The 14,867-nt window shown below is 57.4% G+C and carries 15 protein-coding genes; 7 read left to right on the forward strand and 8 right to left on the reverse strand.

The genetic code is table 11. The annotated features are described in order from the left end of the window. Positions 1-86: 86 nt before the first annotated feature. From ACTF58_RS09565 to ACTF58_RS09580, 4 genes are read right to left on the reverse strand one after another with little or no spacing between them, the layout of a single operon-like run. Positions 87-914 carry a metal ABC transporter permease gene (locus tag ACTF58_RS09565; protein WP_438991748.1) on the reverse strand — a complete coding sequence of 276 codons (828 nt, stop codon included), beginning with the start codon at positions 912-914 and terminating at the stop codon, positions 87-89. Further along, positions 911-1,768, reverse strand: a complete 858-nt coding sequence (locus tag ACTF58_RS09570) for a metal ABC transporter permease (RefSeq protein ID WP_438991749.1) — start codon at positions 1,766-1,768, stop codon at positions 911-913. The genes ACTF58_RS09565 and ACTF58_RS09570 overlap by 4 nt, the downstream gene beginning before the upstream one ends. Next, positions 1,765-2,613 carry a manganese/iron ABC transporter ATP-binding protein gene (locus ACTF58_RS09575; RefSeq protein WP_438991750.1) on the reverse strand — a complete coding sequence of 283 codons (849 nt, stop codon included), beginning with the start codon at positions 2,611-2,613 and terminating at the stop codon, positions 1,765-1,767. Before ACTF58_RS09575 ends, ACTF58_RS09570 begins: the two co-directional genes overlap by 4 nt. Beyond that, positions 2,613-3,497: a metal ABC transporter substrate-binding protein gene (locus tag ACTF58_RS09580; RefSeq protein ID WP_438991751.1), complete on the reverse strand. Its 885-nt coding sequence runs from the start codon at positions 3,495-3,497 to the stop codon at positions 2,613-2,615. The genes ACTF58_RS09575 and ACTF58_RS09580 overlap by 1 nt, the downstream gene beginning before the upstream one ends. 125 nt (positions 3,498-3,622) lie before the next feature. Here ACTF58_RS09580 and ACTF58_RS09585 point away from each other — a divergent pair, with 125 nt between their 5' ends. The 7 genes from ACTF58_RS09585 (at position 3,623) to ACTF58_RS09615 (ending at position 10,653) form a co-directional block, all read left to right on the forward strand. Further along, positions 3,623-4,291, forward strand: coding sequence for an SDR family NAD(P)-dependent oxidoreductase (locus ACTF58_RS09585; RefSeq protein WP_438991752.1), 669 nt, complete (start codon positions 3,623-3,625; stop codon positions 4,289-4,291). A gap of 139 nt (positions 4,292-4,430) precedes the next feature. Continuing rightward, on the forward strand, positions 4,431-5,354 hold the full coding sequence (locus ACTF58_RS09590) for an XdhC family protein (RefSeq protein WP_438991753.1): 924 nt from the start codon (positions 4,431-4,433) through the stop codon (positions 5,352-5,354). A 556-nt stretch (positions 5,355-5,910) separates the two neighbouring features. After that, positions 5,911-6,402 carry an Lrp/AsnC family transcriptional regulator gene (locus ACTF58_RS09595; RefSeq protein ID WP_438991754.1) on the forward strand — a complete coding sequence of 164 codons (492 nt, stop codon included), beginning with the start codon at positions 5,911-5,913 and terminating at the stop codon, positions 6,400-6,402. A 162-nt stretch (positions 6,403-6,564) separates the two neighbouring features. Beyond that, positions 6,565-7,704 (forward strand): glycine cleavage T C-terminal barrel domain-containing protein, encoded by a 1,140-nt coding sequence (locus ACTF58_RS09600; protein WP_438991755.1) that lies wholly within the window; start codon positions 6,565-6,567, stop codon positions 7,702-7,704. 24 nt (positions 7,705-7,728) lie between these two features. Further along, positions 7,729-8,178 (forward strand): OsmC family protein, encoded by a 450-nt coding sequence (locus tag ACTF58_RS09605; protein WP_438991756.1) that lies wholly within the window; start codon positions 7,729-7,731, stop codon positions 8,176-8,178. Between the two features lie 18 nt (positions 8,179-8,196). Then, positions 8,197-8,997, forward strand: a complete 801-nt coding sequence (locus tag ACTF58_RS09610) for an enoyl-CoA hydratase (protein WP_438991757.1) — start codon at positions 8,197-8,199, stop codon at positions 8,995-8,997. Between the two features lie 3 nt (positions 8,998-9,000). Then, positions 9,001-10,653, forward strand: a complete 1,653-nt coding sequence (locus ACTF58_RS09615) for an acyl-CoA synthetase (RefSeq protein ID WP_438991758.1) — start codon at positions 9,001-9,003, stop codon at positions 10,651-10,653. Between the two features lie 275 nt (positions 10,654-10,928). Here the strand turns inward: ACTF58_RS09615 and ACTF58_RS09620 are convergent, their stop codons facing one another. Genes ACTF58_RS09620 through ACTF58_RS09635 form a run of 4 tightly spaced genes read right to left on the reverse strand, consistent with a single transcriptional unit; the run spans position 10,929 to position 14,823 of the window. Continuing rightward, the gene (locus ACTF58_RS09620; RefSeq protein WP_438991759.1) at positions 10,929-12,014 is read right to left on the reverse strand and encodes a DmpA family aminopeptidase; all 1,086 of its coding nucleotides are present in this window, start codon (positions 12,012-12,014) and stop codon (positions 10,929-10,931) included. Between the two features lie 5 nt (positions 12,015-12,019). Then, positions 12,020-12,862 (reverse strand): ABC transporter permease, encoded by an 843-nt coding sequence (locus tag ACTF58_RS09625; protein WP_438991760.1) that lies wholly within the window; start codon positions 12,860-12,862, stop codon positions 12,020-12,022. Further along, positions 12,862-13,749 carry an ABC transporter permease gene (locus tag ACTF58_RS09630; protein ID WP_438991761.1) on the reverse strand — a complete coding sequence of 296 codons (888 nt, stop codon included), beginning with the start codon at positions 13,747-13,749 and terminating at the stop codon, positions 12,862-12,864. The genes ACTF58_RS09625 and ACTF58_RS09630 overlap by 1 nt, the downstream gene beginning before the upstream one ends. Continuing rightward, entirely contained in the window at positions 13,750-14,823 is a 1,074-nt protein-coding gene (locus ACTF58_RS09635) for an ABC transporter ATP-binding protein (RefSeq protein ID WP_438991762.1), read from the reverse strand. Between the last annotated feature and the right edge of the window lie 44 nt (positions 14,824-14,867).

The following is a 14,867-nucleotide window of genomic DNA, read 5'->3' on the forward strand; positions in this document are numbered from 1 at the left end:
CTGGGGGACTGGTCCCCCAGCTTGGCCTGTGGTCTGGGGGACTGGTCCCCCAGACGGTCGGATTGTGCGAAGCACAATTCGAAGTCTCAATAAGCAGAACGTGACCTGTTCCGCGAAAGCTTGCTTAGAAACGCGCCAATAAATATCCCCGTCTGGATCAGGATAATCGTCGGCGCAGGCGCGCTGTCGATGAAAAAGCTCGCGTAAACCCCGAGCAAGGACGAGCCAAAGCACACCAGAACCGACACCCAAAGCATGGTGCGAAACTCGCGCACCAGCAAAAACGCAATCGCGCCAGGCGCAATCAAAAGGCCAATCGCGAGGATCAAACCCACCGCCGACAGCGTGGCGACAATGGTGGCCGAAAGGGCAACCAACAGGCCGTAGTGCAGCCAGATCACAGGCAGCCCCGAGGCCTGCGCTTGCGCGGGGTCAAAGGCGTGCAAGAGCAGGTCTTTCCATTTGATCAGAAGCGCGGCGGACACAAGGGCCGCGATAGCTGCTGTGGTCCAAAGCTCTTGGGGCGAGATTCCGAGCATATTGCCAAAAAGAATATGGTCCAGATGCGCGTTTGTCTCCACGCCAACATAGAGCACAATCCCAAGGCCAAACATCCCCGAGAACACCACGCCCATAACGGTGTCCTGCTTCACACGGCTGTTCTCGCTCAGATAGCCCGTGGCCAGCGCACAGACCATGCCCGCAAAGAACGCGCCCAAAATCAGCGGCGCGCCAAGGATGTATGCCAGCACAATGCCCGGCAGAACCGCATGGCTCACAGCATCCCCCATCAGCGCCCAGCCCTTGAGCACGAGAAAGCAGCTCAAAAGCGCCGTCGGCACAGAGATCAGCGCGACAATGAGAAAGGCCGTTTGCATGAACGGGAACTGGAACGGGAGAAGAAGCTCGCTCATGGCTGCGCCCCCTCCAGAGCTTGCCGCGCCATACGGCGTGCTGCGAGGCGGCCATGCTTGGGCGCAAAGACAAAGGCGAGGAGGAAGAGCGTGGTTTGCAAACACACAATGATGCCGCCTGTGGCCCCGTCAAGAAAGTAGCTGACGTAAGCGCCAAGGAAGCTGGTCAGCGTGCCAATGGCGACAGAGGTCAGGATGAGCCGTGGGAAGCGGTCACACAGAAGATAGGCCGTGGCCCCGGGCGTCACCACCAAGGCAATGACCAGAAACGCACCGACAGTTTGCATGGCTGCGACAACAGACGCCGAGAGCAAAATAAAGAACACAGCCTTGAGCCGCGCAGGGTGTAGCCCGATCGAGCGGGCGTGGCTTTCGTCAAAAAACGTCACCATCAGGTCTTTCCATTTCGCCAGAAGCACCGCGAGGGTGACGCCGCCGATCAGCGCCAGTTGCAATGTGTCTTCCGGCGTGATGGCGAGGATATTGCCCATGGTGATGCTTTGCAGATCAATGCTGACAGGCGAGATCGAAACAATGAAGAGGCCAAGCCCGAAGAAGCTTGTAAAGATCAGGCCGATGATCACATCTGTCTTGAGGCCCGAGCGCTCTGTGAGAAAGAGCATGGCCCCCGCCGCAAGCCCGCCCGCAAGGAAAGCCCCCAGCGCAAAGGGCAAGCCGAGCATATAGGCCCCCGCCACCCCCGGAACGACAGAATGCGAAAGCGCATCGCCGATCAGCGACCAGCCCTTGAGCATGAGATAGGCCGAAAGAAACGCACAGACCCCACCCACGAGGGCCGAGACCCACATGGCGTTGAGCATATAGCCATAGCCGAACGGCTCAAGCCAGCTCATGGCTCGCGGTCCTGCCGTTGGGTCTGTTCGCCATATTGCACAAAAGGGCGCTCGTCATCTGTGAGGATGGTAACAGCGCGCTCGTCACTGTCTTCATGAAGCGTGTCGCCGCCGATTGTGATGTGGCGCAGCACCCCTCCGAAGGCCTCTTCCAGATTGTCGCGGGTAAAAACCTCATCGGTATGTCCAAAGGCCAGCACTGTTCCTTTCACAAGCACCGTGCGGTCGCAAAACTCGGGCACAGAGCCGAGGTTGTGTGTCGCCACAAGCATGACGCGGCCTTCGTCGCGCAGCTCGCCCAGAAGCGTTATGATCTGGTTTTCTGTCGTCACATCAACGCCTGTAAACGGCTCATCCAGCAAGATCACCTGCCCCTCTTGCGCCAACGCGCGCGCCAGAAAGACACGCTTGCGCTGCCCGCCCGAAAGCTCGCCGATCTGGCGCTTGCGGAACGCCTGCATATTCACACGGGTGAGCGCCTGATCCACCGCCGCGTGATCCGCCGCTTTGGGGCGGCGGAGCATCCCCATGTGGCCATAACGGCCCATCATCACCACATCTTCGACCAGAACAGGGAAGGCCCAATCGACCTCTTCGGCCTGTGGCACATAGGCGACCAGATTGGATTTGAGCGCCTCGCGCACGGGCTTGCCCAGCAAGGTGATCTCGCCTTTGGAGGCGGGCACAAACCCCATGATCGCCTTAAAGAGGGTCGATTTGCCCGCGCCGTTGACGCCCACCAGCGCCGTGACGGTGCCACGGGGGATGTCAAAGCTCGCATCGCGCAGGGCGGTGTGGCCGTTGCGATATGTGACTGTGACGCCTTGGGCGCGGATACCGTCCATCACTCGGCTCCCTTGAGGCCGCGCGCGACCGTTTCTGTTGTGACGCGCAAAAGGTCAAGATAGGTCGGCACGGGGCCATCCTCGGCGCTGAGGCTGTCAACATAAAGCACCCCGCCGTAAGCCGCGCCAGTTTCACGGGCGACTTGCTCGGCGGGCGCGGTGTTGACTGTGCTTTCGCAAAAGACAGCGGGGACATTATGTGCGCGCACGCCATCAATCACACGGCGGACCTGTTGGGGCGTGCCTGTCTGATCGGCGTTCATCGGCCAGAGGTAAAGCTCTTGCAAGCCGAGGTCGCGCGCCAGATAGCTGAAGGCGCCTTCACAGCTCACAAGCCAGCGGCTTTGAGCGGGAACAGTCTCGATCTCGGCCTTGAGCGGCGCGAGCGTTGCACGCAGCTGCTCTGCGTAGGCCTCGGCATTGACCTGATACAGCGCCGCATTGGCGGGATCGGCGGCGCTGAGCGCGCGCTCGATATTGGCGATATAGACCAGCGCATTTTCAAGCCCCATCCAAGCGTGGGGATTGGCCTTGCCCTCATAGCTGCCCGAGCCGATCGAGATCGGCGTGATCCCGTCAGAGAGCGTGGCGGAGGGGACATCGCCCAGATTGGCGAGGAACTGCTCAAACCAAAGCTCGAGGTTCAGCCCGTTCCACAAGATCAGGTCGGCGTCAGAGGCGCGGACAATATCGCGCGGCGTGGGCTGATAGCCGTGAATCTCGGCCCCTGCCTTTGTCACAGAGACAACATCCGCCGCCTCGCCAGCCACATTTCGGGCCATATCCGCGAGGACAGTGAAGGTTGTCACAACTTTGAGCCTGTCTTGGGCGGCGAGGCTTGTGGCGGGCAAAAGCGCAGCAAAGACCAGCGAGGCACGGAGCATGAAAGAAGACCTTTCTATAAGTTTCGAAACTGTAATTGCAAATCACTCGCAACTACAAGGGGCAGAACAGAAATAGTCAACCGGCAAGCGCTTGCAATAGGCGCGCGAAGGGTTAGCTTGGCAAAATGACACAAAACGCCCTCATCATCGGCGCATCTGGCGGCATCGGCGCCGCCGTGGCGCAAGAACTGGAAACGCGCGGCTGGCACGTCACGCGGCTGTCGCGTGCGCAAGACGGTTTGGACATCACCGATCAGGCCAGTGTAAACACACATCTGGAGGCGCTGAACGCGCCTTTCGATCTTGTCTTTATGGCCTCAGGCGTGCTTGCCGCCGAAGGCTGCGCGCCTGAAAAAGCGCTGAGCCAGATACGGCAGGAGAGCTTTGAAGAGGTGTTTCGGGTCAATACCTTCGGGGTGGCCTATGTCTTGCGCCACGGGCCCAAGCTTCTGCCCAAAAAGGGCCGCTCTGTGCTGGCTGTTCTGACGGCGCGGGTCGGCTCTATCGGCGACAATCATATCGGCGGCTGGCACGCCTATCGCGCCTCAAAAGCAGCGGCCAACCAGCTTGTCCGCGGCGCGGCCATCGAGCTGGGCCGCAGCCACAAAGACGCAATCGCCGTGGCCCTGCACCCCGGAACCGTCGCGACAGAGTTCACAGCCAATTATGCGGCACGCCACAGCACTGTGCCGCCGCAAACCGCGGCTGAAAATCTGGTCAATGTGATGCTGGGGCTGACCGCCGCAGACAGCGGGCAGTTCTTTGACTACGCCCAGAAGCCGATTGAATGGTAAGCTGGAAAGAGGGAACAGGCGACACCCTGCATCTGAAGCATTTGAGCCAAATTCTTTGGCGGATGTGCACCCGTTATTGACGAGTTTGACAAAACAAGGTTAGCGCAGGGTTAATGCGCCTGACAAAAAGGACATCGCCATGAGCGTTCCCTCTCTGGACGCAAGCACCGTGATCGAGCCGATCCGCCAGCTGTCTGCTGCGGGGGGCCAAGGCGTGCTTTGTGTGATCACCCATGTTGACGGCCCCTCCTACCGTCCGCTCGGCGCGATGATGGCCGTGCTCGCGGACGGGCGGCGCATTGGCACGCTCTCCTCGGGCTGTGTCGAGGCCGATATTGCGCTTCATGCCGCCAAAGCGCTGGAAAACGGCGCGCCCTATCAGGTCCGCTACGGGAAAGGCTCGCCTTTTGCCGATATCGTGCTGCCCTGTGGCGGCGGGCTTGAAATATTGCTGATGCCGCGCCCTGATGTGCGCGTGCTTGACGCACTGCTGAGCCATCATGCGGCGCGCGAGGCCTGCGTTTTGGAAGTGGATCGCCGCAGCGGCGCGCTCTGCGCTGTGGCAGAGGGCGAGACAGGCTGGACGGGCGATATCTTCAGCGTCACAATCGAGCCTGAGATCTGCTTTTTTGTCTTTGGCAAAGGCCCAGAAACCGCAACCTTTGCAGGGCTTGTTCAGGCGGCGGGCTATCCCAATCTTGTGCTCTCCCCCGACACAGAAACGCTTGAGGCCGTGGCCCGCGCAGGTTGCGCCACGCGTCATCTGACCCACGCACACTGCCCTAAAGACCTGCCGATTGATGCGCGCAGCGCTGTTGTCTTGTTTTTTCATGACCATGAATGGGAGCCGCCCATTCTGGCTCCGGCCCTGACCAGCGCAGCCTTTTATGTCGGCGCACAAGGCAGCCAACGCGCCGCCGACCTGCGGCGGATGGAGCTTGTGAGACTTGGAGCCAACGAGACCGCTCTGGCGCGCCTCCACGGCCCCATCGGCCTCGTCCCCTCCGCCCGCGACGCCCGCAAACTCGCCGTCAGCGTCCTCGCCGAAGTGCTGAGCCTGTGAGCGGCAGGGCTTGTAACCGGACCAGCCCCCATGAGCCTCCTCAACCGCCCCGCGTTTGCCTTGCATAGGCCAATCATTGGGGCGACACGTGCTTTGTCTGGCAATCTCGTCTTCATTTTTAGACGCAAGTGCAAGACCCGCCGCCAAGGTTCAGTTTGGGATTTTTCCTTTGGAATGCACTCCGCTTTTGGCGCCATACTGTTTAACAAAACAACGTGTCCAGAAGGCACCTGCCAGACTGCGTCAGGGCGTATGAAGCGTGAGGCAACCCGTATCTCGCTATCACCAGAAGCCCTTTACCAACAGTTGCTTCAATCCCCACTGAACCGGGGCATTGACTGCTGCCCTTTAGCCTTGGGGGGACAGGGTGTTTAGGACAGGGAAGGCGCTCTGAGATATAGTCTTATAGGGCGGTGTGGATTGTCTGGACGGAGACGCGCTTGATTTTGTCGCAAAATCGGGGTCCTGATGAAAGGCTGTCGGATATGAGAGGGCTAAGCCTGCTCGCGCTTCTGCGCCGTTTGGCGTGGAGTCCCACCATGAAAGAGCTGATGGAATGAAGAGACTTGCCCTTGATGCCGCGGACATCCGCATCTTAACGGCTTTGCAGCAGCATGGCCAGTTGAGCAAATCAAGGCTGGCGGAGATTTGCAACCTGTCCGCCACCCCCTGTTGGGCGCGGCTGACGCGGTTGAAGGCTGCTGGCTATATTCGCGGCTATCACGCCGATATCGGCTTGGATCAATTGGCTGATTTTGCCCAAGTGATTGTTACGGTCTCGCTCAGCCGTCATCGCAAGGCCGACTTCGACCGTTTTGAAGCCTTCATAAACGGTAGAGACGAGATCGTTGATTGTATCGCCACGGGCGGGGGCGTTGACTATATCATGAAAGTGATCAGCCCCAGCCTGACTGCATTTCAGGATTTTGTTGAAGACCTCCATGCCGAGGATCTTGGCATCGACCGCTACATGACTCACTTTGCAACCCGACAAGTGAAAACAGCATTGCCCAATATCCCAAAGCTGGCGAACACACGCGCCAAATAGAGCCTCCAGTCCAAATGGTCCAGTTTTCGTGTCCCAAACGGCCTGGTTGGGCTGCAAATGTGGAATCTTAAGACCATTTTTTTGTTCGCCTCAGAGTACATCTCGGACAAAGCCTAACAGGTCTTGATTTGGCTGATCACAGGGAAACGGAAGGACGTTACAATGCAAGCAGAAGATTTTGGCTTCGGCACTCAAATCCGCAAATCGCCTTACTTTGACGCCACAGTGCGTTGGGGTGCACAAGGATTTTCAGTTTATAATCATATGTATATCCCGCGCGATTTCGGCAACCCCGAGCAGAATTTCTGGAACCTCGTCAACGATGCAATCCTGTGTGATGTAGCAGTCGAGCGTCAGGTCGAAATCACTGGCCCGGATGCGGCCAAGTTTACGCAGATGCTCACGTGCCGTGACCTGTCAAAGATGGCTGTGGGTCAGTGCAAGTATATTCTGATCACCAACGCCGATGGTGGCATTCTGAATGATCCGATCCTGCTGCGCCTTGCCGAAAACCATTTCTGGATTTCGCTGGCCGACAGCGACATCCTGTTGTGGGCGCAGGGTGTTGCGATCCATTCAGGTCTTGATGTCACAATCTGTGAACCTGACGTATCGCCACTTCAATTACAGGGGCCCAAATCTGGCGAGATCATGCGTGCGCTTTTCGGGGACGACATTATGGACCTGCGCTACTACTGGCTGCGCGAGGTTGAACTTGATGGCATTCCCCTGATCGTGTCCCGAACAGGTTGGTCGAGCGAATTGGGCTACGAAATTTACCTGCGGGACGGCAACAAGGGCGACTTGCTCTGGGAGACCATCATGGCTGCGGGTCTGGAGTTCGGCCTAAAGCCTGGGCACACATCGTCGATCCGCCGGATCGAGGGCGGTATGCTCTCCTATCACGCGGATGCGGACATGAGCACCAACCCGTTCGAGCTTGGCTTTGACAGGCTAGTCAATCTTGAGATGGATGCAGACTTCATTGGCAAGGCTGCGCTGCGCCGGATCAAGGCAGACGGCGTCAGCCGCAAACAGATCGGGCTGATCATTGACGGCGCACCGCTCACAGGACCGAACACGACATTTTGGCCTATCAATCTTGGCGGTGAAACCATCGGCAAGGTCACATCTGCCGTCTACTCGCCGCGTCTGAAACAGAATATCGCGCTGGCCATAGTTTCAGCCGAGCACGCCAACATCGGGGCCGAGGTTGAGGTTGTGAGCCACTCTGGCGTCAGTCGTGCCACACTCAGCGAGCGTCCGTTTTACGACCCTAAAAAGCAAATCGCAGCAGCCTAACGCCTCAAGAGAAAGGCCACCCGTATGTCAGACCTCGCGATTTCATTGCATTGGCACCGCGCGTCACCCGAGTTGCAAGCGGGTGGCTACTCAAACGAGCACACGGTGCAGTATAACAACCGCTATGACTTGCTCGTCGATTCCGCCCCTGATTGGGGCGGACATCCAGACAACACAAACCCCGAGCAGGCTCTCGCCTCAGCGCTTTCCAGCTGTCATATGATGACTTTTCTAGCCCTCGCCGCAAAGGCGGGCTGGCCTGTTGCAAGCTATCATGACTACGCCGAGGCGCATTTGGGCAAGAACCCCAACGGCCAGATGTCGGTGACACGGATTGATCTCAATCCGGTGGTGCGCTTTGACACAGGCTTTGCCGTCAGCGCCGAAGACATGGCCGAGATGCAAGACCGCGCGCACCGCTACTGCTTTATTGCCAATACGCTGGCCGACAGCGTCCAAATCAATATAAATTAAGCTGAAAGAAAGCGTCTCATGACCACATCCGACATTCTCATCCGTAATCTCAACGCTCAGGGCATCCTGCGCCTAACATTGAACGATGTGGCGCGCCGCAACGCTCTCTCCGAGGCAATGCTGGCCGCACTGGGGCAAGCGTTTGAAGACGCCGCTTCCGATCCGGCCGTGCGCGTGATTGTTCTGGCCGCCAACGGCCCCGCCTTTTGCGCAGGCCACGACCTAAAAGAAATGACAGCAGGGCGCGCGCATAAGGATGGTGGCAAAGCCTACTTTGCAAAGGTCATGTCTCTTTGTGCAGGCGTTATGCAGGGCATCGTAAACTGCCCCAAACCCGTGATTGCCGAAGTCACAGGCGTGGCCACTGCCGCAGGCTGCCAGCTGGTCGCAAGCTGTGATCTGGCCATCGCAGCCGATACGGCTCTGTTCAGCACACCAGGTGTGCATATCGGGCTGTTCTGCTCGACACCCATGGTCGCCCTGTCACGCAATGTCGCTGACAAACACGCAATGGAGATGCTTTTGACGGGCGACATGACACAGGCAGATCGGGCGGCTGAAATCGGCCTTGTGAACCGCGCTGTCGCCCCCGACCTGCTGGAAGAGACAGCCATGGAACTTGCCCGCAAGATCGCATCCAAATCCAGCATGACCCTCGCAACAGGCAAGCGCGCCTATTACACCCAGCGCGAAATGACCCTGCCTCAGGCCTATGACTACGCCTCAGGCGTGATGGTTGAAAATATGCTCGCCCAAGACGCTTGCGAAGGCATCGGTGCCTTCATAGAAAAGCGCGCACCCGAATGGCAGGACGCCTGAGCCATGAGCCCAAACCCCTACAACATAGGCCTTGATCGCACTCCTGCAAACCATCAGCCACTCACACCGCTGACATTTCTGGAGCGGGCGGCCTCGGTCTTTCCCGATCATACCGCAATGGTTCATGGCTCTTTGCGGCGCAGCTATGCCGAGTTTTACGCACGCGCCCGCCAGCTGGCCTCGGCCTTGGTGCAACACGAGGTTATGCGCGGCGATACTGTCTCGGCCTTGCTGGCCAATACGCCCGCGATGCTGGAGTGCCACTATGGTGTCCCTATGAGCGGCAGTGTCCTGCACTCGATCAACACACGCCTTGATGCCTCCGTGATCGCCTTTCAGCTGGATCACGCCATGTCCAAAATCGTGATCGTAGACAGCGAATTCATGCCCCTGATGCGCGAGGCGCTGGCGCTGGCCTCTGTCTCGCCCCTGCTGATCGAGTATGAGGATGCAGAGTTCAACGGCCCCGCCTCGGGCACCGCGGCGCAAGACTATGAAGCGTTCCTGAGCGCAGGCGACCCTGCGTTTGAGTGGCTTATGCCACTTGATGAATGGGACGCCATTTCGATCAACTACACCTCCGGCACAACGGGCGACCCAAAAGGTGTCGTCTCGCATCACCGAGGAGCCTATCTTCTGGCCCAAGGCAATGCGCTGACCACGTCGATGGCCAAGCACGCTGTCTATCTCTGGACCTTGCCAATGTTTCACTGCAACGGCTGGTGTTTCCCTTGGACACTCTCCGCCATTATCGGCACCCATGTCTGCCTGCGTCAGGTGCGCGCCGAGCCGATCTGGGCCGCACTCGCCGAGGAAAAAGTCACTCACCTCTGCGGCGCACCCATCGTTATGTCTCTGATGATCTCGGCTCCCGAGGCCGATAAACGCGCGCTCGATCACACGGTGCAATTCTTCACCGCTGCCGCCCCTCCCCCCGAAAAGCTTCTGGCCGACATGAAAACCGCTGGCTTCGATGTCACCCACCTTTATGGGCTGACCGAAACCTACGGACCCGCCGTCGTGAATGATTGGCATCAGGAATGGTCGGCTTTGCCCACCGCCGAACAGGCAACCCTGAAGTCGCGCCAAGGCGTGCGCTACCTGCCACTTGAGGGTCTCGATGTGCTTGACCCCGAAACATTACAGCCCGTGCCGCGCGACGGCAAAACAATGGGCGAGGTCATGTTCCGCGGCAACGTCGTGATGAAAGGCTATTTCCGCAACCCGACAGCCACAGAAGAGGCTTTCGCAGGCGGCTGGTTCCACTCTGGTGATCTGGGCGTGCGATATCCCGACGGTTATATCCAGCTCAAGGACCGCTCAAAGGACATCATCATTTCGGGGGGCGAGAATATCTCCTCCATCGAAGTGGAAGAAGCGCTCTACCGTCACCCCGCAGTCGAGATCGCGGCCGTGGTTGCCATGCCCCACGAAAAATGGGGCGAAACGCCCTGCGCGTTTGTAGAGTTGGCCCTAGGTAAATTTGCGGATGCTGCCAGTTTGCGGGCTTGGTGCAAAGACCAGCTTGCCCCCTACAAAGTGCCAAGCCAGTTCGTGTTCATGCCGATCCCGCGCACATCAACTGGCAAGATCCAGAAATTTGTTTTGCGAGACAAAGCCAGAGACATCGCGCAAAATGCAAACGCGATCAAATAGGCTCAGCATAAGAAATAAGAGCTTGTCTTACACGATAAGGCGGCTCTCTCGAGCGTTACATACACCCGCCAAGAATGCCCCAGGTCTTCAGCGCACTCGGCCCATTCCTGCCGCGCACCAGCCCGTCAAGTTCGCACAGCCGTAGCCCGCATTGCGGCCATTTGCTGCTATAGCAAAATGAAGCGGCTCAGGAGCCAGCGTTCTACGGGGATTTTCTGCCGTCTATCTCAAATATGCGAAGGACGGCCTCCACACTAACGACAATTGCTTCAGCCTCAAAAAAACCGTGCCAGCTTTTCCGTATCAATCGCCTTACAGATCGCGCCTTTGGGTTTCACTGTTGCGACATCCTCACCCGCGACAATTGCGTTGATGACGGCCTCTTCAACAGCTTGCACCGCCGCAAGATAAAGCGGGTCGATGAACTCGGTGTTGATCTCTTGTTTTTGGATAACGACATCATCGTGCCCCGGCATTGGCCGTTCATTGGCCACCGAGAAGGCTAGAAAAATGTCACCTGAGTTGTTGCCTCCAGGCGAGCCTCCGCGGCCAACGCCGATAGCTGCGCGTTTGGCGATCTGTTTAAGGGCGAGACCGGAAAGAGGCGCATCTGTTGCCAGAACCACGATGATTGAGCCAGTTTCTTCTTTCAGAAGCCTGTCTTCCATCATGTTTTGGCCGACGGGTTTTCCCAACACGGTCAGCCACGGCCGAATACCATGATTGGCCTGCACCATAGCGCCAATGGTATATGTCTTTTCGCCGAGCTTGACGCGCCGAGAAGATGTTCCCGTGCCGCCTTTGAACTCGTAACAGATCATGCCATTGCCGCCTCCCGTCGAGCCTTCGGCGACGGGGCCTGATTTCGCGGCATTCAGGGCGTCAAGGGCGTGCTCCGAAGTGATATGTAACGCGGTGATGTCGTTGAGAACGCCGTCATATGTCTCGGCAACGACAGGCATGGCCCATGCGTGCTCAGACTGAAAATAACTCGAGTAGCGCTCGATCATCCATTTGGTTGCGCCGTGGTGAACTTGCCCGACACCATGGGTGTTGGTGATGCAAATGGGGCCGGCGAAATAGCCAGCATCATTGATCCAATGCGTGCCAGTCATCTCGCCATTCCCGTTGAGCGCATATTGCCCTGCCCAGACGGGTTGTGGCGCGCCCTCATCCTGTCGCGGGACGATTGCGGTGACGCCTGTGCGCATATCCTTGGACGGGTCCGTCAGCGTCGTGAAGCCCACTGTGACACCTGCCACATCGGTGATCGCGTTATAGGGTCCTGTCTCGCCGGGAAAGGGCAGGCCCAAATCACGGGCGCGCGGCTTTGTGGAGAGATTGTTTGCTTGTTTGTTCATTCTGTTCACTCCACGCGGCGGTTTCTGAGATACAATCCAATCATCGCAATTACCAGTGAGGCGAGGATAATCAGCGTTGCGATGGCGTTGATCTCGGGCTTCACGCCACGGCGCACCATCGAAAAGATAAACATCGGCAAGGTTGTGCTGTCAGTGCCCGCGATGAAGTAGGTGATCACCAGATCATCCATCGAGATGATGAACGCCAAGAGCGCGCCACCGACAATGCCGGGCATAAGCTGAGGAAGCAGCACTTTCTTGAACGTCACCCACTCGTTTGCGCCCAAGTCGGCGGAGGCCTCTTCCAGCGCCGGATCAATCGACGCCATGCGCGCCGAGACGACTATGAAAACGTAAGACGAAAGAAATGTGCAGTGGCCAATGATGATTGTCATCAGCCCGAGGTTCACGCCGAGCGTCACGAAGAAGATCAAAAGACCAATGCCGAGCACAATGTCAGGCATCATCATCGGAAGCATCATCAGGCCCTGATAGGCCCCGCGCAGGCGGAACCTGTAGCGCGCCATAGCGATTGCTGTCGCGGTTCCAATCGTTGTCGAGATCAGAGTTGTTGTTGTCGCCACGATAAGGCTGTTGCGCAGCGCGGCGAGCAATTGGTCTGTGGATTCAACGTAAGCGCCCGAGCTGCCAATCGCAGAAGTCTTATCGGAAAGACCAAAGATGCTGAGATACCAGTCAAAAGTGAAGCCTGTCCAGACAGTCATATCAAGGGTGTTCGAGTTAAAGGAATAATAGATAATCACGCCGAGCGGCAGATAGAGAAAGATAAAGAACGCCACGCTGAACAGTGTCAGAGACAACCAACCTATGCCAAGACGGGCTTTCATCATGATGCTCCCTGCTCTGATCCCGAACGGGCAATCTTGCGCACATAAAACAACATCACAGTGAGGACGACAGCCATGATCAACATCGAAAGGGCTGCCCCGAAGGGCCAGTTGCGCGCCGACAGAAACTGCTGCTCGACAAGGTTTCCGATCATCAGGCCTTTGGCCCCTCCGAGGATGTCAGGGATAACAAAGTTTCCAACCGACGGGATGAACACAATCACAGATCCGCCTGCGATCCCCGGCATTGTTTGAGGCAAGATGACCTTCAGAAATGTCTGCCAAGGCTTTGCGCCCAGATCGGCACTGGCCTCCAGCAAAGAATCGTCGAGTTGCTCAACGCTTGAGAAGACGGGCAGGAACATAAACGGAATCATCACGTAGACCATGCCCAGCACAACAGCGAAGCGGGTGAACACCATATCAAGCGGTTGATCCAGCAAGCCGATGCCAAGGAGCACATCATTGATCAGGCCAGATGGCTTGAGCAACATCAACCACGCATAAAGCCGGACGATGAGGCTCGTGAAAAACGGCAATGTCACGAGGAACATGAAAAACATCTGCCATTTTTTCTGCAGTCGGCTCACCCAGAAGGCAACGGGGTAGGCGATAATCAGGCAGAGAACAACTGTGATCAATGCCATGAGAAGCGAGCGGCCCAAGATCCGCAGATAGACGCTTTCGTAAACTTCGATAAACCCGTCAGCCCAACCAAAGATGCGGCCATAATTCCAGTGATAGAAGTTCCAAACCACGCCGCCGTAAAGGCCCGGCTCAAGGAATGAGAAAACGGCGATGATCAGCAGCGGGCCAATGAAAAAGATGCCCAGATATATCGTAACGGGCGAGAGCAAGCCGAGCAGAAAAGCGGTTTGACGACGCATCTATTCAGCCTCCATCAAATGAATAGACTCAGGCGCATATGTCAGGCGCACCCTCTCGCCGACAGAGCGCTGCGTGCCAATGTCACGGGCTGTCACGCGGATCGCTTCGCCCCCGACGTCGGGTTTGATTAGATAATGCAGATCAGAGCCTAGATAGATTTCTTGGGCGAGCACACCAGCGATTGCAGACTGGCTTCTGGTGCCCTCATCCATCACGTTAAGCTCGGTTGGGCGTAGCGCTAAAACCCTGTCGCCGGTTTGGCCTTTTGCGCTCTCCGGGAGCGTGAAGGTGAGACCATGCTCGGTGCGTGCGCCCTCAGACGACACTGTGACAGGAAACAAGTTTGTCTCACCTATAAATTCGGCAACAAATCGCGATTTTGGCCTGCGGTATATATCACGGGGCGCGCCAATTTGTTCGATCAAACCTGCACGCATCACAACGATTCTGTCCGACATCGTCAGGGCTTCTTCTTGGTCGTGCGTCACGAAAACAAATGAAACACCAAGCTCATTCTGTAGCGATTTAAGCTCAACTTGCATTTGCTGTCGCAGCTGCCGGTCAAGTGCGGAGAGCGGCTCATCAAGCAACAGAAGTTTCGGTTTGGCAACCAAAGCGCGGGCAAGAGCAACGCGTTGACGCTGGCCGCCCGATAGCTGTGACGGCTTGCGATTTTCCATACCATTGAGGCCAACAAGCTCAAGGGCTTGACCGATTTCGCGGGTGCGCTCGGGCTTTTTCATGCCCGCAACTTCAAGGCTGTAACCGATGTTGCGGCCCACGCTCATATGCGAAAACAGAGCGTAGCTTTGGAAAACAGTGTTGATCGGTCGCTTGTGCGTTGGCACGCGTAGCATATCTTGACCATCTAGATGGATCGATCCTGCATCAAGGTTTTCGAACCCTGCGATTGCGCGCAGAAGTGTTGTTTTCCCACAGCCCGAAGGCCCAAGAAGCGTCACAAACTCGTTTGTATTGATCTCTAGGTCTACGCCACCCAAGGCCTTGACGGTGCCGCCTTCTGGCGTCGGGAAAATGCGGGTTGCATCGCGTATCTCTAACAAGCTGGACATGGCTCACCCTTGGCAAAACTGCGGATTTATCAGGAGGCATAGGC

Source organism: Lentibacter sp., from assembly GCF_965657785.1.
In the GTDB taxonomy this organism is placed as follows: Bacteria; Pseudomonadota; Alphaproteobacteria; order Rhodobacterales; family Rhodobacteraceae; genus Lentibacter.